General features: G+C 46.9%; 21 protein-coding genes and 1 pseudogene. 6 read left to right on the top strand and 16 right to left on the bottom strand.

All coding sequences use genetic code 11. The features are described 5' to 3' along the window. Nucleotides 1-600 precede the first annotated feature (600 nt). Nucleotides 601-1,056 carry a cold-shock protein gene (locus VC82_RS14045; protein WP_045803483.1) on the bottom strand — a complete coding sequence of 152 codons (456 nt, stop codon included), beginning with the start codon at nucleotides 1,054-1,056 and terminating at the stop codon, nucleotides 601-603. Nucleotides 1,057-1,171: 115 nt separating this feature from the next. Then, the gene (locus tag VC82_RS14040; protein ID WP_045802920.1) at nucleotides 1,172-1,600 is read right to left on the bottom strand and encodes an FKBP-type peptidyl-prolyl cis-trans isomerase; all 429 of its coding nucleotides are present in this window, start codon (nucleotides 1,598-1,600) and stop codon (nucleotides 1,172-1,174) included. Between the two features lie 216 nt (nucleotides 1,601-1,816). Here VC82_RS14040 and VC82_RS14035 point away from each other — a divergent pair, with 216 nt between their 5' ends. Continuing rightward, on the top strand, nucleotides 1,817-2,641 hold the full coding sequence (locus VC82_RS14035) for a hypothetical protein (protein ID WP_045802919.1): 825 nt from the start codon (nucleotides 1,817-1,819) through the stop codon (nucleotides 2,639-2,641). Nucleotides 2,642-2,695: 54 nt separating this feature from the next. On the opposite strand, the gene VC82_RS14030 is transcribed toward VC82_RS14035, so the two are convergent. Continuing rightward, complete coding sequence (locus VC82_RS14030; RefSeq protein WP_045802918.1) at nucleotides 2,696-3,883, bottom strand: PQQ-dependent sugar dehydrogenase; 1,188 nt, start codon at nucleotides 3,881-3,883, stop codon at nucleotides 2,696-2,698. A gap of 125 nt (nucleotides 3,884-4,008) precedes the next feature. Here VC82_RS14030 and VC82_RS14025 point away from each other — a divergent pair, with 125 nt between their 5' ends. Further along, nucleotides 4,009-4,242, top strand: coding sequence for a Kazal-type serine protease inhibitor domain-containing protein (locus tag VC82_RS14025; protein ID WP_052699102.1), 234 nt, complete (start codon nucleotides 4,009-4,011; stop codon nucleotides 4,240-4,242). A 26-nt stretch (nucleotides 4,243-4,268) separates the two neighbouring features. On the opposite strand, the gene VC82_RS14020 is transcribed toward VC82_RS14025, so the two are convergent. Next, nucleotides 4,269-4,826 (bottom strand): DUF4251 domain-containing protein, encoded by a 558-nt coding sequence (locus VC82_RS14020; RefSeq protein WP_045802917.1) that lies wholly within the window; start codon nucleotides 4,824-4,826, stop codon nucleotides 4,269-4,271. A gap of 165 nt (nucleotides 4,827-4,991) precedes the next feature. Between VC82_RS14020 and VC82_RS14015 the strand changes: the two genes are divergently transcribed. Then, nucleotides 4,992-7,220 (top strand): carbohydrate binding family 9 domain-containing protein, encoded by a 2,229-nt coding sequence (locus VC82_RS14015; protein ID WP_157518145.1) that lies wholly within the window; start codon nucleotides 4,992-4,994, stop codon nucleotides 7,218-7,220. Between the two features lie 75 nt (nucleotides 7,221-7,295). Here the strand turns inward: VC82_RS14015 and VC82_RS14010 are convergent, their stop codons facing one another. From VC82_RS14010 to VC82_RS13995, 4 genes are all read right to left on the bottom strand, one after another. Next, nucleotides 7,296-8,081: a hypothetical protein gene (locus tag VC82_RS14010; RefSeq protein WP_157518142.1), complete on the bottom strand. Its 786-nt coding sequence runs from the start codon at nucleotides 8,079-8,081 to the stop codon at nucleotides 7,296-7,298. 87 nt (nucleotides 8,082-8,168) lie between these two features. After that, nucleotides 8,169-9,812: an N-acyl-D-amino-acid deacylase family protein gene (locus tag VC82_RS14005; protein ID WP_045802915.1), complete on the bottom strand. Its 1,644-nt coding sequence runs from the start codon at nucleotides 9,810-9,812 to the stop codon at nucleotides 8,169-8,171. 66 nt (nucleotides 9,813-9,878) lie between these two features. Next, the gene (locus tag VC82_RS14000; protein WP_052699061.1) at nucleotides 9,879-10,562 is read right to left on the bottom strand and encodes a 3-keto-disaccharide hydrolase; all 684 of its coding nucleotides are present in this window, start codon (nucleotides 10,560-10,562) and stop codon (nucleotides 9,879-9,881) included. Between the two features lie 47 nt (nucleotides 10,563-10,609). Continuing rightward, nucleotides 10,610-11,530: an EamA family transporter gene (locus VC82_RS13995; protein WP_045802914.1), complete on the bottom strand. Its 921-nt coding sequence runs from the start codon at nucleotides 11,528-11,530 to the stop codon at nucleotides 10,610-10,612. A 100-nt stretch (nucleotides 11,531-11,630) separates the two neighbouring features. On the opposite strand from VC82_RS13995, the gene VC82_RS13990 reads away from it, so the two are divergent. Then, nucleotides 11,631-12,878, top strand: a complete 1,248-nt coding sequence (locus VC82_RS13990; protein WP_045802913.1) for a mechanosensitive ion channel family protein — start codon at nucleotides 11,631-11,633, stop codon at nucleotides 12,876-12,878. Between the two features lie 16 nt (nucleotides 12,879-12,894). Here the strand turns inward: VC82_RS13990 and VC82_RS13985 are convergent, their stop codons facing one another. The 6 genes from VC82_RS13985 to treF form a co-directional block, all read right to left on the bottom strand. Continuing rightward, nucleotides 12,895-13,578 (bottom strand): protein-L-isoaspartate(D-aspartate) O-methyltransferase, encoded by a 684-nt coding sequence (locus tag VC82_RS13985; protein WP_245615916.1) that lies wholly within the window; start codon nucleotides 13,576-13,578, stop codon nucleotides 12,895-12,897. A gap of 59 nt (nucleotides 13,579-13,637) precedes the next feature. After that, entirely contained in the window at nucleotides 13,638-16,886 is a 3,249-nt protein-coding gene (locus VC82_RS13980) for a VPS10 domain-containing protein (RefSeq protein ID WP_045802912.1), read from the bottom strand. Nucleotides 16,887-16,971: 85 nt separating this feature from the next. Beyond that, complete coding sequence (locus tag VC82_RS15600; protein WP_157518139.1) at nucleotides 16,972-17,139, bottom strand: hypothetical protein; 168 nt, start codon at nucleotides 17,137-17,139, stop codon at nucleotides 16,972-16,974. Further along, nucleotides 17,127-17,336: a hypothetical protein gene (locus tag VC82_RS13975; RefSeq protein WP_157518136.1), complete on the bottom strand. Its 210-nt coding sequence runs from the start codon at nucleotides 17,334-17,336 to the stop codon at nucleotides 17,127-17,129. The genes VC82_RS15600 and VC82_RS13975 overlap by 13 nt, the downstream gene beginning before the upstream one ends. 67 nt (nucleotides 17,337-17,403) lie before the next feature. After that, nucleotides 17,404-17,961 carry a hypothetical protein gene (locus tag VC82_RS13970; RefSeq protein WP_052699059.1) on the bottom strand — a complete coding sequence of 186 codons (558 nt, stop codon included), beginning with the start codon at nucleotides 17,959-17,961 and terminating at the stop codon, nucleotides 17,404-17,406. Continuing rightward, the gene (treF, locus tag VC82_RS13965) at nucleotides 17,933-19,525 is read right to left on the bottom strand and encodes an alpha,alpha-trehalase TreF (RefSeq protein ID WP_245615915.1); all 1,593 of its coding nucleotides are present in this window, start codon (nucleotides 19,523-19,525) and stop codon (nucleotides 17,933-17,935) included. The genes VC82_RS13970 and treF overlap by 29 nt, the downstream gene beginning before the upstream one ends. A 47-nt stretch (nucleotides 19,526-19,572) precedes the next feature. Between treF and VC82_RS13960 the strand changes: the two genes are divergently transcribed. Then, nucleotides 19,573-20,259 (top strand): GntR family transcriptional regulator, encoded by a 687-nt coding sequence (locus VC82_RS13960; protein ID WP_245615914.1) that lies wholly within the window; start codon nucleotides 19,573-19,575, stop codon nucleotides 20,257-20,259. Between the two features lie 12 nt (nucleotides 20,260-20,271). After that, nucleotides 20,272-20,421 carry a hypothetical protein gene (locus VC82_RS15690; RefSeq protein WP_170218329.1) on the top strand — a complete coding sequence of 50 codons (150 nt, stop codon included), beginning with the start codon at nucleotides 20,272-20,274 and terminating at the stop codon, nucleotides 20,419-20,421. A 206-nt stretch (nucleotides 20,422-20,627) separates the two neighbouring features. Here VC82_RS15690 and VC82_RS15330 read toward each other — a convergent pair whose 3' ends face one another. Both VC82_RS15330 and VC82_RS13950 read right to left on the bottom strand, forming a co-directional pair. Then, a complete protein-coding gene (locus VC82_RS15330) occupies nucleotides 20,628-21,704 on the bottom strand; it encodes a hypothetical protein (protein WP_052699057.1) in 1,077 nt (358 codons plus the stop codon). 179 nt (nucleotides 21,705-21,883) lie between these two features. Continuing rightward, a pseudogene (locus VC82_RS13950) lies at nucleotides 21,884-22,735 on the bottom strand (amidohydrolase family protein). Nucleotides 22,736-22,964 lie beyond the last annotated feature (229 nt).

The raw sequence follows: 22,964 nt of genomic DNA, 5'->3' as shown, positions 1-22,964 counted from the left end.
AATTATAGTACGCTTTTACCGCATTATGGTAGTAAAGGTCCACCCCGGTTTCTCCGTTGGTCGAATTAGTGGCCTGGGTGATGGTCTATCGAACCCTGTGCCCTTGTAGCTTTCCAGCTATAACTCGTTAAGGCCAAGACGGTTCATCGATTTTGATCACAAAGGCACAAGCAATGTTTTTTCAAAACTATTCCGATTGTTTTTCTGTGGATACGACAGATGTAACAAACACTAAAACAGGTGTAACATTTTACCAATATCCGGGCCTTTACCTAAAACGATGTTTTGGAAAAACGGGCCAAATGGAGGCCAAAGATGTTTCTCAGAACCCTATAAAAAGTTTGCATATGGTTACGTTGTCATGATACCGATGCATGCTTTTTATAACAAATCGATTTTTCGGACGATGCAATCCAAAGGGAATTCCACAACATCTTTGTCGCCCATAAAAGTGGGTTATAGGAGTACGGTAGTGTTTACCGCCTTCCCCTACCCTTTTAAGGCATCAAGACCATGTCAATGAAAATATTTACTGTCAGCATAAAAGCCTTTGCCATTATGCGGAAAGAAACCCTTTTATGAATTTTAACGCGGTGGTGCTTACGATTGCTGTTTTACCCGAACGGCGTTCATGCCTTTTTGGCCCTTTTCGAGTTCAAAAGTGACCTTGTCGTTTTCATCGATTTCATCGATAAGGCCAGAAACATGCACAAAATGCTTTTCTTGGGTCTCTGTGTCCATAATAAAACCGAATCCCTTGGAATGGTCAAAAAAGGCCACCTTGCCTTTTCGAATGGGATCGAATGCTTCTTCTGATTCTTCTTTTTGGGGAATGCCGAGTACAATGTCTTCAGCGTCGACCGCAACTTTTTCTGAAGGGTCTGGAGGCGTATCGACCAGGTTGCCGTACTGGTCTGTATAGGCAAAAGGAATGCCCCCGCCACTCTGTTTGGCCTCTGCTTTACGGGCCTCTTTTTTCTTTTGCTTCTCTTCTCTTTTCTTTAGTCTCTTTTTTTCTTTTTCTCGTTTACCGAAAGTTTGTTGTGATCTTGCCATAAATAGTATTAGGCCGACAAGGTAGTGATTTTGGAAGGTTTTTTTAATAGAATTGCCAACAAAAAAGGGAAAGCACCAGTGCTTTCCCTTCACAAATTATCAATTAGGTCAAATTTTATACAATTTCAACCAGGTGTAGGTCAAATGTCAGGTCTTGCCCGGCAAGTGGATGGTTGGCATCCACTACAATATCGGTTTCGGTGACCTCGGCCACACGCAACTGTCGCTCGCTGCCATCGGGGTTTTGCGCCACAAGGCCCATGCCCACTTCTGGTTTGATGCTCTCGGGCAACTCTGACCTGTCTATACGTTGAAACAATTCTTGGCGAACCTCGCCATACGCTTCTTCTTTGGGTATGGTGATGGTTTTGTTTTCGTTCACCTCCATATCGATCAAGCCTTTTTCAAAACCTGGAATCAACATGCCCTGCCCCAAGGTAACTTCCAAGGGCTCTCTATCGACCGAACTGTCAAAGATTTGTCCGTTATCCAATTTTCCGGTGTAATGTACCTTAACAGTGTCGTTCGCCTTTACTTTACTCATAAGCTAGTTTTCAAATGTTTGCAATAAAATATCGGCAAAGGTACGGGGTTAAAAATCGATGAAAGAAGAATTTTAAAAAAAATCGCGCTGTTGGTAACGTTTTTACAGCGAAATAAATATGCTTTTCACCAAAATGCAGCTTACACGACAAAAAAGTACGGCAAAAACTGCTGAAATCCGTAACTTCAAAGGATAAAAATCACACGTATCCGCACTATGAAAGCCCGCTTGTGTTTTTTTCTCATCACGATAGGTCTTCTGACCAGCTGTTTAAACGGCCAAAAACAGCTCTTTGATAAAGAACGGGACCTGCTGCTGGCCCAGTTCGATTGTAGGACCGATGTGGATGACCTCCACACCGTGGCTGCCTTCGCCACCCTAATGGAACAGCCCGATTATCGGTCGATCAACCATCATGCGGTTGCGGGCACCTACGGAATACAAGAGGGTCTGTACGTACCGGCGAACGATTTGTTCGCCCTTGCCTTTGGCGATAACTGGTCTGATGCACACGCCGATGTCCAAGGCGCATTGCAAAAGGTGGCGCAAAGGTGCCTGCCCGTTTTAAAAGCAGGGGGCAATGTCTGGATTGCCGAGGCGGGCCAATCTGACTTTTCGGCAAAGTTGGTGAAGGAATTAATGGACCAGATGCCCGATCTCAACACAAAAAAACGTGTTCATATCGTGCAGCACAGCGCTTGGAATGAAGAGGTTACTGATACCGAACACCTGACGTTTGTAAAGACCCATACTGATTATCATAAAATTTCCGATGGCAATGCGGTCGGCAACGGCACCCCCGGCTTTAGGTCTGACGACCCTATTGATTGGAGACCATACGTCACCGGTGACAGGCTGGTCAAAATTTGGGAAACCGCCATAGAACTCGCAAACCGCTACAATGGAAAAGAGGGCCGATATTTGAATGAAAGTATTGCCAAGGGCGGACTCGATTTTTCGGATCTGTCAGAAACCTGCTACCTCTTGGGTTTGGCCCATCTTACCGACGGAAAAGCTTTCTTTGCCCATATTGCCCAGTAGGTGGCCTAAAAAGCAGATTTCTGGCTCCCCCACCCTTTTCTTTGAATTGATATCTTACGGACCTTGATAGGTGACCCGGTAAATGGCATCGCCGTAATCGTCTGAAATGAGCATCGAACCATCGTCCAAGAACAAGATATCCACGGGGCGGCCAAACTGTTCTTGTGTTTCGTCGTTGAGCCATCCATCGATAAAGGTGGTGTACGACACGGCCTCATTTCCATCCAACTCTACCAAAGCGATTCGGTAGCCCACTTTTTTCGACCGGTTCCAAGAGCCATGTTCAGCGATAAAGGCATATTTTTTATACTCCTCAGGAAACATCTTTCCCCTATAAAACTTGACCGCCAAGGGTGCCACATGGGCGCCCAAGGGCTGTACCGGCGGCACAAAGTCAGAACAAGGCCGCTGATCACCAAATTCGGGATCTTTTACCGTACCGCCATGACAAAAAGGATAGCCAAAATGCTGGCCGGCCTCACCGGCCCGGTTCAATTCACAGGGCGGCACATCGTCGCCCATCATATCACGGCCATTGTCGGTAAACCAGAGTTCGTTGGTCTCAGGGTGCCACGTGAAGCCTACCGTGTTGCGAACGCCGTGGGCATAAATCTCACGATTGCTTCCATCGGGATCCATACGCGTAATGGTTGCATAGCGCTTGTCCGCTACGGTGCTATCACAGATGTTGCAGGGCGCACCCACCGGAACGTACAATTTGTCATCCGGTCCAAAAGCGATGTATTTCCATCCGTGGTGAAACTCCGTTGGGTAATCGTCGTAGATGATTTCCGGTTCGGGCAAATTGTCTAAACGGTCCTCTATATCTGAAAACTTCAACAATCGGTTTACCTCGGCAACATACAGGGCGCCATCCCTAAATGCCACTCCGTTGGGCATTTTCATAGCGGTATCCAACACAATGGTGCGGTCGGCCTTGTAGTCGCCATCCAAATCTTGTATCGCATAGAGCCTGTTGGCCCTTCGGGTGCCGACAAACAAGGTACCGTCCGCGCCCATGGCCATCGAACGCGCATCATCGATACCTTCGGCAAACGTATCTATGGTGAAGCCCTTGGGCAGGTTCAGGCGCTCCAGCGGCAAACTCGAAGTGTTTTTTGCAATTTCATCAATCTGGGTTTCTGGCGCTTCAGACGCTTTTTTTTGTTTACAGGAAGTGATCAACAGCAATAACAGCAAAAGCAATGGACCCTTAAGCGGCTTTATGGAAATCGGTTTCATAGTGTTTCGGTATTTTGGATTCTTGATCCTGATTTTCGTAGTTTAGGGCTTATCGGCTGTAATTTACAGGATTTACGATGGATAACCAATTTGGAAACCTACCCGATGGCCATAATTTTTTTATCATGAAGCATAGCTATTTCTTTACCACATTTCTGTTCACGCTGTTGTTCAGAAGCTGTAGCAGCAACAAAGAAGTTGACTGTATCGATAAAAGCAAAATAAGCGAGGGGCCCTGTACGCTTGAGTATGCCCCGGTATGTGGTTGTGATGGCAAGACTTACGGTAACGAATGCCAGGCCCAACGTGCTGGGCTGCTGTCGTGGAAAGAGGGAGAATGTGATGCCAGTGATAATTAAACAAAGCTGAAAGGCCACATGACCATTTACTGTTGCATGGCTTTTTTTGCCTTTCCCTGATAGCGTATTGAAAAGCGCTCGTTGCTGTTGATATTGACACTGGCGGTCATGTTTGGGAACAAGGTCATGTTCACTTGAAACGCCTCTGACCTATCGTTGACATCGAACTTTATGCTATAGGTGTTCTTTTTGTCATCTTTGGAAATCTCAAAATCCGTTGGCACGCCCTCGAACTTGATTCCTGCATTGCTTTGGTTATATACGCCACCCATTTGGCGCTCCCCATAATAAGGCAAATAGGCCGAGACACTGTCACCATCAATCTTAAGAAAGTTGTTGTTGCCTATCAGATTTATTTGATTGGCCGTACTGCCTGGTGGCAATAGTCCAGCATTGCTTATTTGGTTCAAACTGTTCGTGGTCAAGGGCATGGCCCACTCCGCCTCAAAAAAGATTTTCTTGTTTTCCACCAAGTTTTCAAGTTCCGCCAACTGTTCTGGTGAGGCTTTGGGTATTGAAGAAGTACCACAGCCAACCACAGAAACCAATAGCAATACAAATAGGAATTTAAACAGTGTTCTCATATTTTTATATACGTTGCTTTAAGATACATAAGAAGCTTTTTCAAAACAAATAGTTTAACGTTTTGTCTGCGTTTATCTTGGTTCATTTTCATTGTAGTGACCATGGGATGTGGTGGGGCATTTACGGTTTTTAACAGTATATTTAACAACTGAATAACCAACCGCATGCCTTTGAACTTTTGCAAAGCCCTTTTCGGTGCTTTTTTCCTTTTGGGAAGTTTTGGCCTAACGGCCCAAAATACCCCCACGGCCAACAATGCAACCAACAGGCCACATTACCAAGCCGTATTTCTTGAGGAAGAGCCGGTTGTAGATGGTGAAATACGCAACGAGGCACTGTGGCAATCCGTGCCTGTTGCCAGGGATTTGATACAGCTACGGCCCAACTATGGTGCGCTGGTATCAGAAAAGACCGAAGTTCGGGTGGCCTATAGCAAGACCACCTTTTATGTGGCGGTGATTTGTTATGATTCAGAGCCTGAAAAGATTGTGGTCTCAGACTCTAGGCGTGATGCAGACCTGAACGATGAAGATAGTTTTCTGTTTATCATCGATACCTATAACGACCAACAAAACGGCTTTCTCTTCGGCACCAACGCCCAGGGGATGGAATACGATGCCCAAATCGACAACGAGGGCAAGGGCAATTTCAATACCAATCGCCAACAGGGTGGGGTCATCGGGGGTACCAATTTGAATTGGGATGCCTCTTGGACCGTGAAAACCCAAATGGGCGACTACGGATGGAGTGCCGAATTTGCCATTCCCCTACGCTCGTTGCGTTTTGCCTCGGGCGACAACAAGGTCTGGGGACTAAATTTTAGGCGGAACATCAGCAAAAACACCGAAACCGCCTATTGGACCACCCTACCTCTAGGTTTTGACATGAAACGATTGTCACTGGCCGGAAAGCTCACCGGACTCAACCTTAGAAATCCGGGAAACTTAAAACTGATTCCCTATGCCCTGACCCGTATCGTAAACGACCAAGCTGTGGACCCCAACGAGACCAATACCGATTTTGAGGCCGGACTCGACGTAAAGTACAGTATTACGCCCAGCCTGACCCTAGATCTTACCTACAATACCGATTTTGCGCAGGTCGAGGTCGATGACCAACAGGTCAACCTTGACCGATTCAACCTTTTTTTTCCTGAAAAGAGAGCTTTCTTTCTAGAAAATGCAGGCCAGTTCAGTGTGGGCAGCCCTGGGGAGGTCGATCTGTTCTTTAGCCGGCGTATCGGTATTGCGAACGATGGCAGTCTGGTGCCCATTATCGGTGGGGCACGGCTTTCAGGAAAGATTGGCCAGACCAATGTGGGACTGTTGAGCATGTTTACCGAAGATGTTGAAGAAGCGGGCATTGAAGAGAACAACTTTTCAGTGGCCCGTGTCAACCATAACTTTGGCGGCACACGCTCATCACTTGGTGGTATTTTCATCAACAGGGCAGGGCTCGGAAGTATCGAAGACGACTACAACCGTGTGTATGCCATTGATGGCAAATGGGGCATTGGCAACAAGGCGGAGGTAAGTGGCTTTATTGCCAAAAGCACCACCCCGGGCATTGAAGAGAAAGACCATGCCTTTAAAATCTTGGGCAATTATGATTGGAATGGGTGGAACCTGCGTGCCGGCTATACCGAAGTGGCCCCAGGCTTTAACCCTGAAGTGGGGTTTTTACAAAGACAAGAATTCCGGAAGCCTGAATTTTTGATATTAAAGGCGCACCGAGTCAAGAACATGGGCAATCTGTTAGAGATACGTCCGCACGTTTCCTATCGGGGCTACTGGAATTTTGATGACCAACTCATCACCAGTTTTCTGCATATCGACAACCACTGGGAGTTCAAAAGTGGTTTTGAAGTGCACACGGGCATCAATTTTACCGCGGAACGGGTCTTGAATCCCTTTCAAATTGCCGATGTAACGGTTCCCACGGGGTACTACAAAAACGAAGAGCTGCAACTGGTCGTCATCACCAATCCGAACAATGCCCTATCGTTCAGCACCCGTACCCTAATCGGAGGATATTTTAATGGCGATCGCATCTCTAATAGCGGGACGGCCAATTTCAGGATAGGCGACAAGTTTGTTTCATCGCTCACCATGAGCCACAACGACATCAAACTGGAAACGGGCAACACCACGGCCCTTGTTGGCGGATTACGCCTGGCCTATTCTTTCACACCGAGAATTTTTCTGCAAAGTTTGATACAGCGCAACAATGTATCTGAGATTACCTCGGCCAATATCCGATTTGGTTGGCTTCAAAGTGCCAATACGGGACTTTTTGTGGTCTTCAACATTGTTAAGGACGACAACGATTTTGACCTGTTGAACAACCGAACCTTTACGGTGAAGTACACCCATCGCTTTGATTTACTTCGATAGCTACTTGCAAAAAAGGTAAAGCCCCGCCAATGGTCATTGGCGGGGGTTTACTGATATTGTCAAAAAAAGTCGGTGCTAAAGGGCAAATTCCTCTTGGGTACCGTTCGGGTAGGTAACCGTTGCCTTGTCATCACAAGTACCGTCGCCAAAGTCGACCGTTACTTCGAGTCCGTTTTTGTTCAGCGTCATGCTACCGTCGGTCAGATGGGCGCAACCAAACTGGCCTTGCAGGTCTTCAATGGTTTCGACCGCATAGGTGTGGCCATCGGCTTGAACCGTCCAGCTTCCGGCAACACTAAAGAAAATGCCTTCATCAAAGGTTACGGTAAGGGTTTTGGTGCCGCTCTCAGAAACGACTTCCCCCGCTTCGGTTTCTACACTCATATTGCTGGTCACCGTAAAGGCCACTGAATTCCCATTACTTCCCTCACTGATCATAAAGGTACGTGTCCCATTCAGTTTAAGGGTGCCCACATAGAAATCGGTATAGGTGGCCGTAAAGGCAGCTGACTCAGAATTTGCGACGTAGGTAACATCCAAAGTTCCATTGATATTGTCAGTACCGTTCAACACACAATTGTTGAAGGTTGCCGTAAATCCGTTTTCGGTATACTCGGCAGCGTAGCACTCATTGCCCTTGGCGCTACTCTTGTTTGAGTTGCCATTGTCTTGGTACATTTCGGCGAGTACCGCATCGACCGCACTGGCCGCTTGGTCAGACTCCAAGACCGTTTTTAGCTCGGCTTCGGTAATGGCCACATCGTTGGTGGCATCTTCGGCATCATCGCTGCAGGCAACAAACAATAGGGCCACAACACCAAAAAGCATGGTTAACTTAAAAACATCCTTCAATTTTCTCATTCTTACTGTTTTTTGGGGTTTACGGTATAAGAACGATCAAGAGGGATGGTTAGTATAGGAACGACAATCTTTTAAGCACAGGAAGAACTAGTCGACAGGCTTGAATCCAGGACCTTTGACAAACCTGCCGGGGGTTGCCCCGGTGTGTTCACCATTCTTTAAGACATGAACTCCGTTAACAAAGACATGTACCACACCTTCAGCATATTGGTGCGGGTCAGTAAAAGTGGCCTTGTCGTTGACTTTTTCAGGGTCGAAGACCACAATATCGGCATAGTGGCCCTCTTGAAGCCTGCCCCTGCCCTTTAGCTTCAAATTTTCTGCGGGAAGCGATGTCAGCTTTCGAATACCCTCTTCCAAAGAAATCACTTTTTCATCCCTTGAAAACTTGCCCAGTACGCGAATAAAGGATCCGTAGGCCCTAGGATGTGTACTTTGCTTGGTGAACACTCCTTCGTTGGTGTACGAACCCGCATCAGAACAAAAGCTCACCCAAGGTTGTGCCAATTTTTTCTTGATGTTTTCCTCAGACATCGAGAAATACACCACCTGAATACGGCTTCCGTCTTCTATAATAAGGTCAACAAGGGCTTCCTCCACAGATTTTCCCATTTCCGCTGCCACTTCTGGTAGGTACTTTCCAATATGTTTTCTAAGGGGCTCAGACTTGAAGCCCACCAATAGAATAGTCTCAGGGGCATTTCTGAACTCCAACTCATCGATGGCCCGTTTTCGATTGGCAGGGTCTTTTAAACGTTCGAGCATGGCCGCAATACCCCCCTCACGCACCCAATCGGGCAGCTGCACGTGGAGCCCGGTCGAGCTGGCATTATAGGTGTATATATCTGCAGTAATGGCAAGACCGGCATTGCGGGCCGAATCAATTTTGGCAATTGCCTGGTCAAGTTTGTGCCAGTTGCGTTTTGCAGAAGCCTTTAAGTGGTACACCTCGGACCTTATATCTGCCTCTTTGGCAATACGGATCAACTCGTCAAGGCTCTCGAGCAATCGGTCGCCTTCATTGCGAATGTGGGAAATGTACATGCCATCGTACGCACTGGCCACTTTGGCCAATTCGATAAGTTCTTCGGTGCTGGCATACATGCTAGGGGCATACAACAGCGAGCTCGACAGCCCCACTGCACCCTCTTCCATCGCCTGGGCGGTCAATTGTTTCATCGCCTCAAGTTCTTCCGCTGTAGCTGGTCGGTTTTCATATCCGATGACATGCTGCCGCAACGTGCCATTGCCCACAAAAGAGGTCACATTGGTAGACACGCCCTTATCTTCAAGGTGCTGTAGATACTCCCCGAGGGTTGTCCAAGGCACATCAAATTTTATATCCACCTGCCCCTCGAGCATTTCCTGCTTCATTTTGGGGTTTAAGGGGCCCATGGACCTTCCCTCGCCCATTACCTCCAAGGTTACCCCCTGTCTGATGTCACTCTGTGAGCGGCCATCTTCAAGAAGCGACACATTGGCCCAACTGAGCATGTTGATAAAGCCCGGGGCCACGGCCCGTCCTTCGACATAAATAGTTTCTTTACCCGACAAGGTATTGGGTTCGGCAATCACCGCAATGGTATCGGCATTGATGCCAACATCTCCCAAAAAAGGTTCTTCTCCGCTACCGTCATAAATGGTGCCGTTTTTCAGTACAATTTCATAGGTTGTCTTGGGCTGACAGGCCATTAAACAAAGTAAAAGGGATAGTGGTAGAGCAAATTTCATCGCGGTGATATTTTGCTTTTAAGTTATTAAATTTTGAGTCAATACGAGTGGAAAGGAGGTACTATGCTACTCTGACATGTGATTTATACGTTTCAAGTGCAGGTATTTAAAGGCAACGGCAGCACCCTCGGCCTGAATCGCAATCTGGCCACTGGTGGCGGTGGCATGGTAACCGTGGTTGACAAGATCCCCGTTGATCCACACTTTGATCTCATCGTCAAGACATTCTATGACGCCACGGTTCCACTCGCCCAAGGGGTTTTCAGAGCCATCGGTCAGGTTTTCAATGCGTCTGTTGTCACCCTCGCGGATGCCCCATTCTTCTTTGGGGCCGCGACGTGCCTCCATATTATCCACTTTTATATCTTCCACAATGCACCAAAAATCGCCTGCATTTTCGTGCATCAGTTGTACCTCAATGGACTGGGGAAACATTTCGTACAGTGCCCTTGGGGTTGATGCGTGAACCAAAATACCGCAGTTTCCCGGCTCGCCTATAAAACGATACTCGAATTCCAACCGGTAGTCAGCAAATGAATCATCGGTGATCAAATGCCCCCTTGGTTCACCCAGGCTTATCAATTGTCCGTTGCGCATCGCAAAAGGATTTGGTGTGTTGGGCAACGAATCCATGGCCGGTACATCCCAGTGCCAACCCTCTAAATCTTTACCATTGAACAAATCCCGTTGAGATTGCCGGCATCCCACAAGTAGCAACATGGCGCAGAAGAATAGGTTATATTTTTTCATCAAAGAAAGTTAGAGAACCCTAAAAATAATGCTATATCAAGATTAGTTCAGCGCCTGAACCGTGAAAAAAGCTGAAATTTCTTTTTTGCATTGATAAAATAGACCCCGGTCAACAATACAACGGCGGCGATGACCGATTGCAGGGTAATCTGCTCGTTCAAAAAATACCAGCCCAAAACCAGTGCCACTATCGGGTTGACATAGGTACTGGTAGCCACTTTTTCGGGCGACACGTACTTCAAAAGAAAGTTGAAGGAGGTAAAGGCAACTATGCTGCCGAAGATCACCAACAAGACCATGACCAGCTGTACCTCGGTACTCCACTGCCAAGGTGCCGACCAATGTTCCCCAAAGGCCAAGCTCATAACACCCAACATAATTCCGCCCATGAACATTTGATAGCCCGTGTTGACAAAGAAGTTTTTTGGCAAATCGGCCCGTGCAACGAACAGACTGCCATATCCCCATGCCAACATCGCCAAAAATATCAAAAAGATGCCCAGTAATGAATTTTCTTTCTGTACAATGGCTTTCTGGCTGACCAATAGGTAAATGCCCACAAAGCCCAAAATCACCCCTATCATCGACATGGGCTGTATGCGCTTGCCCTGTAGCAGCCACATCATCAGTAAGATCACCAAGGGCTGGGCCGAAATTTCAAGCGCGGCAAAACCACTATCAACATATTTTAGGGCCCAAACAACCACACCGTTTCCAAAACTCAAAAATAGGAAGCCAGCTATGGTGGTATTGAGCAACTGCCGCTTGGTTATGGCAATGCTCTTACCCAAAAGCTTGGCGATCAAAAAAATCAATAGGCCGGCTGTGGCAAACCGCATACCCGCCAACATAAAGGCAGGTAACTCGTTCACGGCGACCTTGTTCAGCAAGTAGGTGGAACCCCAAATGACATAAATGGAGAAAAAGGCCAAAACGACCAAGCCAACATATGGTTCTTTCTTAGACATGACCAGCGCAAACGAATGGCAATATTACAATAATTATACCTCGTAAACATCATTATAAACTGCCACAATTCACTAATTTTGCACCCGAAAATTGGGCACTATGGAAGATAAGAACAAGTGGTTTCACTTTATTCATGAATATCTGGTAGATCAGGGCCTTTCAGAAATAAATGCCTCGTATTTGAATACCTTTCTGCTCTTTGTTCTGTTGATTGCACTTATCGCCTTGGTCGATTATGTGTTATGGAAGGTCATTCGGTCAGCAACAACCCGATTGGCCCGTAAGACCAAGACGAATTTTGACAACCTTATGGTTGCCAACCGCCTACCGAGGCATTTGGCCCATATTTTTCCGCTTCTTTTGGCCTTGGAACTGCTGCCCCTGGTTTTTTACGACTTCGATTATGCTGGGTCCATAGCAATGAAGGTCTTGTACATTATTTGGGTGGTGGTCATTCTCAGGATCATCAGAAGTTTTTTGCACACCCTGAAAGACTATCTGAAAACGCTTCCAAGGTTCAAGGACAAGCCTATAGACAGTTACATTCAGGTGTTCATGATCTTCGCTTGGGCCGCTGGCATCATGGGCATTATCGCCATCATGTTCGAGGTGGGCCTATGGAAGTTCTTTACCGGACTTGGTGCCGCCTCGGCGGTAATCTTATTGATATTCAAAGACACTATCTTAGGCTTCGTGGCAAGTATGCAGGTTACCATCAACGATATGGTGCGTATTGGTGATTGGATAACCTTTGAAAAATATGGTGCCGATGGCGATGTCATAGAAATTACATTGGCCACTGTGAAGGTGCAGAACTTTGACAAGACCATCACCACCATACCCACCTATGCCCTGATCTCTGAAAGTTTCAAGAATTGGCGGGGCATGCAGTCATCGGGTGGAAGGCGTATCAAGAGGGCCGTGATCATCAAACAGCAGAGCATCAGGTTTCTAACGGATGAAGAAGTGGAAGCCTTGAAAAAGATTGAGTTGATACGACCGTATCTATCCGATAGGCAACAAAAGATAAAGGCGTACAATGCTGAAAAGGAGGTCGATAAATCATCACTCATCAACGGTCGAAACCTCACCAACCTGGGTGTTTTTCGCAAGTATCTAGAAACGTACCTTGAGCACCACTCGGCCATCAATAAAGAAATGACCTTGATGACCCGTCAATTGGAGCCCACTCCGCAAGGTATTCCCTTGGAAGTATATGCATTTAGCAGCGATAAGCGTTGGCAGAACTATGAGTACATCATGGCTGATATCTTTGATCATATTCTGGCCGCGGTACCCTATTTCAGCTTGGAGATTTTTGAACTGCCCACAAGTCTGAAGGACTGAAAAATTACTGCGTTACCTAGTTATCTCTGGTAAAGGGCACAAATCGCACAGCCATAAGGCTTTTGGTCTTTATTTTACCATTTTTCTTGGTCAACAGAATCAAATCGCGCACCCCATGGTTCGGCCCCAAGGGAATCACCATTCGCCCCCCATCTTTCAACTGTTCGACCAGAGGCTTGGGAATTTCCTCGGCACCCGCCGTTACAATAATGGCATCGAAAGGGGCTTTTTCGGGCCAACCGTGATAGCCGTCCCCCACCCTGACCTTGACATTTTCATATCCGAGGTCTTTCAACAATTTTTTGGCCGCTTCACCCAATTCGGGGATTATTTCGATGGTATGGACCGAATCGACAATTTCGGCCAATACCGCCGCCTGATATCCCGAGCCCGTACCTATTTCAAGCACCTTTTTGTTTTTCCAGGGTTTGATGGCCTGCGTCATATAAGCCACCATATAGGGCTGTGAAATGGTCTGCTTTTGGCCAATGGGCAGCGGACTGTCAGCGTAGGCGTATATCTGTTGGTCTTTTGGCACAAAAAGGTGGCGGGGCACCTTTGACATGGCTTTCAAGGTGCTCTTGTCATAGATGCCCCGCGTCTTTAATTGGTTCTCGACCATGACTTTGCGCATGGCGGCATAGTCGGTCTGGCCCAAGCCGGTGTGGCCCAACAACATCGTTAGTACTATTCTTGCCAACCATTTTATCCTTTTAAAAAATGCCATTCCGACTATTCAAATCTTTTTACTCCCTATGGTTATCTAAGCCCTTGTCCCTCAATCCATGGGGCGCCGGCTGATTTCAACTCCGTCTCAAGCACGGGCAAGGTGGTCTCGACCAAAGTTCTCAAATCTGATTTGACCTCGTTCAACTGTTTTTGTGCCCGCGCAAAGGCCTTTTTATGGCTTTCGGTTGGGCCATAGGTGTTGTTCAAGGCCACAAAACCGATAAACGACCCGTCGTTGGGGCTGGGCGCGTTGCGCTCGCCTACTTCGTTTTTGGCTGCATTGCCTTTTATAACGGTTTGGAGGTCAAGCAGCTTTTCTTTGGCCGTATGTATTTTGGTATAAAGGTCGTTCGTGGGGCGTTTTGCCTGTTTGAAGGCCCGTTTCATGGCATCGACCTTCTTGAGACTTTTTTCCAAAGTAGTGTTCGTAGCCATCAGGTCTTGCTGAAACGCCTGGAAATCTTCCCTAAACGCATCTATTTCACTGGTGGGCTTGGGTGGCAAGGCCCCATCGCGCAATTTTTTGACCTCAAACTCCATGGGGCCGGCCAGCTGTGTTAATTCGCCCTCCACTTTTTTATAAAGGGTAGCCGAGTAGGTGCCCGGGGTGGCCATATAAGGTGACCCGGAAAAGCCCTCGTCGTCATCGCCTGGTTTGGGGGCTTTCAAGGGCACCCCGCTTCTGTTGGCATGGGTCAAATTCCAGGCCACACGGTTGAACCCTTTTTTATTGCTTCCCTTCACGGTGTTGACCAAATTGCCCTGGGCATCTTTGACCATCAGCAATAGCTCGGGGCCTTCTTGGTGCTTCTCTTCTTGCAAGGCTTCCCATCCGGGGAAGGGAATGTTGGCATCTTGCTTGGTGAGTTCTTTTTCTTTCTTGGTGCGCTGCTCTTTCAACGACTCATATTTCTGGGGAAGATAATAGGTGAACACGGCTCCAAAAGGCGGGTTCTCGGCCACCCATGTATTGTTTCCCTGTCCGTAAACCCCCTCTTTTGGCACGTACCAATAGGCGGGACGCGTATTGAAAAACTGCACTTCACTTTTTTTCGATGGGTCGAACTCACGAATCGGGGTAATATCATCCAATACAAAGAATCCCCTGCCGAAAGAAGCCCCTACCAAGTCGTTTTCCCTACGCTGAATGGTGATGTCCCTAAAAGAAATGGTGGGCACTCCCCCTTTGAGTTGTTTCCAGTTTTTACCCCCGTCCTTTGTAAAATAGATACCGAACTCCGTAGCGGCAAACAATAGGTCTTTGTCAACATGGTCTTGCACAATACGCCATGTAAGCAGTTGTTTTGGCAGATTGCCGCTGATGAAGGTCCAAGTGCGCCCCTTGTCGGTGCTCTTCAATAAATAGGGTTTAAAGTCGCCCTCTTTGTGGTTGTCGAGCACCAGATACACCGTGTTGGCATCGTAAAGGTCTGCCCGTACATCGTTTACAAAGGCGCGGTTGGGCACGCCTTTGATACTGCCAAGCATTATTTTGCGCCAGCTGTTTCCGCCATCTTCGGTTACCTGAAGAATGCCATCGTCGGTACCGGCATAGATAAGCCCTTCTTGTTTGGGCGATTCTGCAAGCGAGGTGATGGTGTTGTAATTGCTCATGGCATCAACATCCCACGGGTTGTCCCAGCTTTGCTGTTTGCCCATGATGGGCAATGTCAACCGTTCTTCATTTCGTGTCAAATCATCTGAAATGGCCGTCCAAGAATCGCCACGGTCTTCAGATTTCCAAACACGGTAGGAAGCAAAGTACAAACGCGTGGGCTTATGCGGACTTACCAAAATCGGTGCATCCCAATTGAAGCGTTCGTGCGGCTCGCCCTCTGCCGGTTGGGGTTGGATGAAGACCGTCTCCCCAGTGGTCTGGTCAATACGCCATAACCATCCTTGTTGAAATTCGCCATAGGTAATATCGGGGTTGCCCGGTTCGGTGGCAGATTGGTGGCCGTCGGCCCCAAGGGTTATCCACCAATCATGGTTATAAATGCCTTCGGCACTGGTGGTTCTCGATGGCCCACCATGCGAACCATTGTCTTGGGTACCCCCATAGATATTGTAAAAAGGTTCTGAATCATCAACAGCCACCTTGTAGTACTGCGTAACGGGCAAATTGGAAAAATAGCGCCAGGTCTTGGTCAGGTCATACGACTCGTACAGCCCACCATCAGTGCCAAACAACACATAGTTGGGATCGTCTTTTTTAAAAGCCATCGCATGGCTGTCGACATGCTTTTTCTTTTCGTTCATGAACTTGAACGTTTTGCCATGGTCATCTGAAACCTGCACATAATTGCTCATTAGGTACAAACGCCCTTCTTGGTGTGGCGAGGCATACAATTCTTGATAGTAGTGCGGCCCCGTGCCACCTGAAACGGCATCGGATTGTTTTGACCAAGAGGCCCCACCGTTTTCCGAGATGTAGACCCCTCCCTTTTTACGGTCGAGTTCTATGGCGGCGTAGATAACATCGCTATCAAAGGGTGAGATGGCCAAGCCGATTTTTCCCAAGTTGGATTTTGGGATGCCCTGCGTCAATTTTGTCCACGTTTGACCGCCATCGATACTTTTATGGATTCCCGATCCTGGACCACCGCCCATATAAGCGGCAACCGTTCGATGCCTGTCCCAAGTGGCGGCATAGAGCGTACTGGGGTCGTTGGGGTCCATTACAATATCGGTCACCCCCGTCCATTCATCATTGCCCAATGTCTTGGTCCAAGTATTTCCACCGTCTTCAGAAAGGTAAAAACCCCGTTCGCCACCCTTGCTCCATAAGGGCCCTTGAACGGCCACATAGATTTTGTCGGAGTTATCGGGATGTACTATGATCTTCGAAATATGTTCGGAGGCTTTTAGGCCCATATTCTTCCAAGTCTTGCCCTCATCATGGCTTACATAGATGCCATCGCCAAAGCCCACGTGGCGGCCCCCGACATTTTCACCGGTGCCCACCCATACAGTGGCCGGATTGTTGGGGTCTATGGTCACACATCCGATGGAATAGCTTTTTTCCTTATCAAAAATGGGCTCGAAGGTCGTGCCCGCATTGATGGTTTTCCACAAGCCGCCCGATCCCACTGCGATATACCAAATATTTTCATTTTCGGGATGGATGGCAATATCGGCAATTCGACCTGAGGTCAGTGCCGGACCTAAATTTCGAAATTTCAGCCCAGCATAGATATCGGGCTCTTTTTCTTGCGAAAAACCGGTAAACGATATAAAAAGTAGCAGCAAGGCCAACAGGCCCTTAAGACATAATCTCATTTTTGATAGGTTTTTGGTTAAAAAATTGTCTGAAGATAACCAAAAACCGCTAGTTTATACAGGGGTAATTGTTAAAAATGGAGTGCTATCTATCCTTGAGGCGGTACATAAATTTGAGTCCGCTCCAATCATCATCAATGGCGGCTACCTTGGTATCGACCAAACCAATGGACAAGAGGTGTTCACGAATAGGGTCACGCTTTAAATCGGCATGTATTCCGGATCTTCCCTTTGGCCAGCTCACCCAAAGCATTCCGTTCTTTTAAGCAATATTTTGCACGGTTCAGCCTCTTTTTGCAATTCGTTTTGCGTGGTGCAGAACAGGTGTACAAAATCCACGGATTCCTGTATTGGGTTTTCCATTACCTCAATGTCAGGGGGCAACAGTTCAAAAAGCTTCCAGTAATTCATGGGTTCGTTTCTAAGATGGATGATGAACCCGGGTTTCATACCCAATTTTTTGAAAAGCGGTGTTTTTGAATAACCAGCTGGCATATGATACTATTCTGGGTTTCGATCAATCCAATTTTTCTGGAACCTCTGAATCACTGCTCAGTTTCCATTTATCTCCATAAATAGAACTGTAGATGATTTCATAATAAAAGGACTTATCTCTTTGAAGTTTGCCCATTATCATTCCAAACCTTTCAAACTCCTCAACATTGCTGCCAATGGCTATCATGGTTACACGGCCATTTGAAGGAATTGCCATGCCCCTATAAACGTTTGACCAGTTAAAGGGTTCGATACTGTCAAGCTCAGGCAGGCTTTCGGTCATAAAGGTGTAAAAATCCTGATCGTATTCCTTGTTTTCGTAAACAATTTTACGGCTTTCGATAATGGCAGGCCCCACGCCATGATTGGCCAATGACAATTGAATCGTATGAGCTTCGGAGTTCGTACTTTGCTCAATCATCAGATATGGTAACACCGACAAACGGGTCTGTTTATCCATTATGTTGGTCTGTTTCACAAAAATGATCAACGTGACCAAACTGATGAGCATGGCCGTAAGGCCGAAGAGCTTATCGGAGCTCCAGAAATCACTATTCAGTTTCGGACGCTTCAATTTCATCTAGTATCTTTTTAAATCCGAGGGCCACGCCGTTCGTCCACCCAAAACCATCTTGGGTTTCGTACTCCCCCCCTCCTGAAAGAAGCGACAGGTCTTCCACATTGTATTTTTCCATCATCTTTCCGGTGTTTTCGAACACCTTTTCGTTCAATGCCAACCAACGTTGCATGATTTCTTTGGCCTCTTCTTTGTAGCCATAGGCCAACAGCCCGTTGACGGCCATCCACTGTAGGGGCGCCCAGCCGTTAGGTGCATCCCATTGCTGGCCGGAATGGTTTAGGGTGGTAACCAGTCCACCTTCCTTAAGAAATTGCTCCATCAATACATCCTTTATCTTTTCGGCCTGATCTCTGTTGGCAATGCCAAAAAACAACGGAAAGGCTCCTGCCAAGGTCATATGCGGGGTATGCTCGGCCTTTTTGAAGTTAAAGTCCATGAAGTAGCCCACCTCCTCGTTCCATAAATACTGTCGAATCAGGTTTTTTCGTTGGTTGGCGAGTCCCCTAAAATGGGCCACAGCCGCTTTATCACCTTTCATGCGACTGGCTTTCGACAACTGCCACTCTAGATGGAACAAAAGGCAATTTAAATCTACTGGTATAATCGAAGTAGTGCCAGTACTTGCAAAGTCGCCCTCCTCAAGGTACCATCTCGAGCTGAAATCCCAGCCGCTTTCGGCAGCAGACCGTAAATCTCGGTACAGTTGCTTCTTTTCTTCCTCAGTAGCTTTTTCAGATGCCAGATGAACGTCTTCCTTGTAGGCCTCGGGTCGAGGTGAATCGCCCTTGTCCCAATAACGGTTCAACAGTCCGCCGCCGATCATCTGCACCACATGTTGGTCTGCGCCATACGGCCTATCAATGCTGTCATGGGCCATAAAGAATTCATATTCTTTGGCCATCTCTGGTAAGTAGTACAAGAGCATGTTCTTGTCTTCTCTGGCCAGCGCACTTACCATAACACTGAAGAAAGGTGGTTGTGAACGGGTCAAAAAATAGTCTCGGGTTCCGTTGGGTATAAAGCCAAGGGAATCTATCAAAAAAGCAAAATTGTCAACCATACTTTTGGCTAGCCTCTTTTTGTTGGCGGCCAATAGGCCTTCAATGGTAAAGTAGCTATCCCAATAATAGATTTCTTGAAAACGCCCGCCGGGAACCACATAGCGGTGCGGCAAGGGTATGCGGCTTGAATAGGGCACCAAGGTATCAGGGCCCCTTGCGAGCTTCTCCCACATATCCCCAATATGTTCGTACATTGTCTTGGTGGTGTCTGTGGATATTGCCAACGACCGCATCGAACGATCCTCGAAATGTTCGCTTACGAATGCTTCCAGGTCAAAATCTGGTTGTTCTTTTTGCTCAAGATATTTTGCCTCCAATTCGGCAATCGAGGCCATTGGTACCAAGTCTACAAACGTCTTGGAATCTTTGAAAACGGCTTGCAACTGAACGTCTTTGAACAGTTGCGACTCATATAGGCTAAGGTTTTTGTCAACCGCCGGAGTGTGCTTACAGGCAATCGACAATAAAAACAAGAACAATACTGACAGTAGATAACGCTTCACGATAAATAATTTTCAGGTCGCCTAATATACAGTAATAAATCCATAAATTGAACGTTGAAATCGTATACGATTTGCAAATGGGCAACGCTGCAATACTTAGGGACCAGGTAAAGGATTTTATTCTGAAGGAGATGCAGAAAGGTGGGCTTTCCGTAGGAAAAACAATCAATCTGGCCGCTTTGTCAAGAAAACTGGGTATCAGCGTTACGCCCATTCGCGAGGCACTGAGCCAGTTGGAAGAATCGCAGATCATAAAGGCGGTGCCCAACCGCGGCTTTGTGGTGGCCGAACTGCACTTAAAGGAAGCGCAAGACCTGTATGCCACTGTTTCACAACTTGAGGTAATGGCACTGGAAAACTCCACCTACAATGAAAAGGCCATCAAAGAACTCAAAAAAAGCTTGCTACAACTACAGCAATCGCACACCCATCATGCCCGTTTGAAGGCGCGCTTCCGGTTTCATGACCTATTGGTGGCGTATTGTAACAATCGAATCTTGGTTCAGATTTTTAGAAAGCTCAAGCACCGTATCCTATTTTATGAACAGGCTTTCATACGGGATGCCTCCATTTACGAGAATGTCGACAACCAAATGGAGGCCATTGTACAGGCTCTGGAGGATGACAACACCCCCACGGCGGCCCTTATTCTTAAAATGAACTGGATGGTCGTGCTGCAATATCTTGAAAAACAGCTAAAAACAGCAGCAAAAAATCCAAATGATCTTCCCTAAACCTGAATACTTATGCAATTCTTGAACAAACAAATAGAGGCGCTGGCCAAAAGTCCCAAAAAGTCGTTGGTAAAAAAGCAGGTTTCCTGCGGAATCTTTCAGGAAATTGAATTGCTAAAGAAGCACGATGCCGAAAATACCCATAAACAGAGGCACATCTAGAAACGGAATATCTGTATGCTCAATGCCTCAATTTGCTGTCATACTGAACTTGTTTCAGCATTCCTTACCCTATGCAATTCAACAGTTCATAATAAGACCCTGAAATTACTTCAGGGTGACGACTGATTATGATTGATTTTGGACAATCAATACAGACAAAGGAGGCCAAATGGCCTCCTTTTAAATTGAATATGTAATGAAGCCGGTTAACCCCGTTTCTTTTTTGAGGTCTTTGTTTTCTTTTTTGACCCAGACCTGTTGGACTTTTTGGCCTTTTTAGTCCCTTTGCTTGTTTTCTTGCCGGTTTTTACGGTTCTGTTGCCGTTGGCATCCTTCTTGACGGCCACTCCCCTTTTCGTTCCATCGGAACTTGTTTTTACGGCAACCGTTTTTCTACTTCCATCTGGATTCTTTACCGTGGCGGCTCTTTTTTTGGTACCATCGGCCTTATTGACCCCGGCCACTCTTTTCTTGGTGCCATCAGGCTTGTTAACACCCGCAGCGCGATATTTGTCGCCATCTGCCTGATTAACACCCACTGCACGCTTTTTGGTTCCGTTCGCCTTGTTTACGCCCGCTACCCGTACCGAATGTGCTTTGTGGGGATATTTGATTGCAAAATCATTTCTACGCACTTTGGTGTGCAGGTGCACGGCTGTTTTGCTATGTCGAACCTTTACATGGTTATAGGCGTGCTTTACGTTGATGTGTACATACACGTTTTTATGGTAGTGGTGTACGTGAAAAGGCTTCCAAAAGTGGAAATGCTTGGGGTAAAAGCCCCAATAGAACACCGAACGGTACGGTCGATAAAATGGGCCCCAGAACCATGTAAAGATAATAGGAGGACGTATATATACCGGTTCAATAATATATGAAGGACCGTATAGATATACGTCGCCCACAACTTGTACTCTGGTGTTGTCACCATCTTTCTCCACTTCAATGGTAGCCACATCTTGATAAAGATCTTCGCCCAAAACCGCCTGAATGGCAATCAAATGGGTATCATTTTCTGAGGTTTCCATTACTCTCAGATAATCTACATACCCGTCTTCATTCAAGTCGAGGTTTGAAATCTGGGTTTCTGGGTCGTTCAATCGTTTCTCAAAGTCCTCCAGATCCTTGGCATCGCCAAAAACCGAAGCAACCGCTTCAAGGTTAAGGTTTTCACTGATGTCTTCAGATGATGCTTCAATGGTGGTCACATCTTGTGCATGCGTCACGGCGATTGCCGCAACGAACAAAAATAGGCTTGTAATAGTTCGTTTAAGATTTTTCATGGGATTTGTTTTTTGCTCTTTTGACCCTTAAAACAACCGAGGGTTTAATTTCCCCAATGGTATTCGTTCAAAAAGGAGCATTTTTTCGATGAACGGTCAGGTTGGGTGGCCACATCCCTAATAAAACGCCCAAATCGTTGCCAAAAGTATGTGCCAAAACAGAAGCGTTTGCCAGTAACTCACTCAAACAGTGTGGAATCAAGCCCAGGAATCAGTTTCAGTGCATTCTGGTAATACACCTTTTTCAACACCTCGTCAGATAGGTCAAGACCGTACATCCTCCAGAAAGCATGATACTTTTTGTAATAGGGAAAGTATTCGTCAGCGGTCTCCAAAACCCGGAAGTAGGTTGGAAACTCACTGGGGTTCCAGGCGTCTTTGCCAAAAAGGATACGATCTTGGTATTTTTCAAAAAATGCCTTGGCGTACCTGGGTTGCCTGCCCAGTTCGGCAATTATGGCCCCAATGCCCACATACATGTTGGGCATTTCGTCAAGCAGTTCCCCTAACTTTTTCAAGTTGTTGGCATACCACCCCATGTGCGCATTGATGAATTTGGTATTGGGGTGTTTTTTGAACATTCTGTGCTGCTCATCGATGATCTGCTGCCAGGGAGCGGGATCTCTATCTGAGCGTTTTCTTCTTGGTCGCGTCTTCAGCTCGAGCCACCGCTCGTTGTTACTGTCCATCGGCTCTCAAAACGATTTTGGGTCGGCTGAATGTATCAGAACGGGTATGCCCAATTCGCCGCATTTCTTCCAAATAGGGTCTAGTCTGGGGTCGTCAATGGCAATGCGGTTGCCATTGATGTCCTTATTGCGAAGTCCGAGGCTTTTATAGATCTTTAGGCCCCTGGCCCCGGCCCGTACATCGGCTTCGAGCTGGGCAGCAGCATTTTCTCCCCAATCGGCACTGCCCACTCCTTTGAAATCGACATTGGCAAATATGACGAAGCGGTTCGGGTAATGCTCGTTTACATTTTTGAGCTTGGCCTGCAACTTTTCTCCGGACCCACCACTCAGATTGACCATGATACCCATGTTCATGGCATTCATGTCGGCCACCAGTTCAGAAAGGTCCTGTTCCTCCATCCGAAAATGATGGCTATGGACATCTACAAAGGTATATTTGGCCCTTGGGGTAGGATTTTCGGGCACCACCAAGGTGGATTTTGGATTGTACTCCTCGAATCCCATTTCTTGGGCCCCGACACAAACGCTTAAAAAAAGAAAGGTAACTGTAAATATCGCATTGTATTTC

This window comes from Flagellimonas lutaonensis (assembly GCF_000963865.1).
Classification (GTDB): domain Bacteria; phylum Bacteroidota; class Bacteroidia; order Flavobacteriales; family Flavobacteriaceae; genus Flagellimonas_A; species Flagellimonas_A lutaonensis.
Note: the sequence above shows the minus strand (reverse complement) of the source record. Positions and strands in the feature narration are given on the sequence as shown.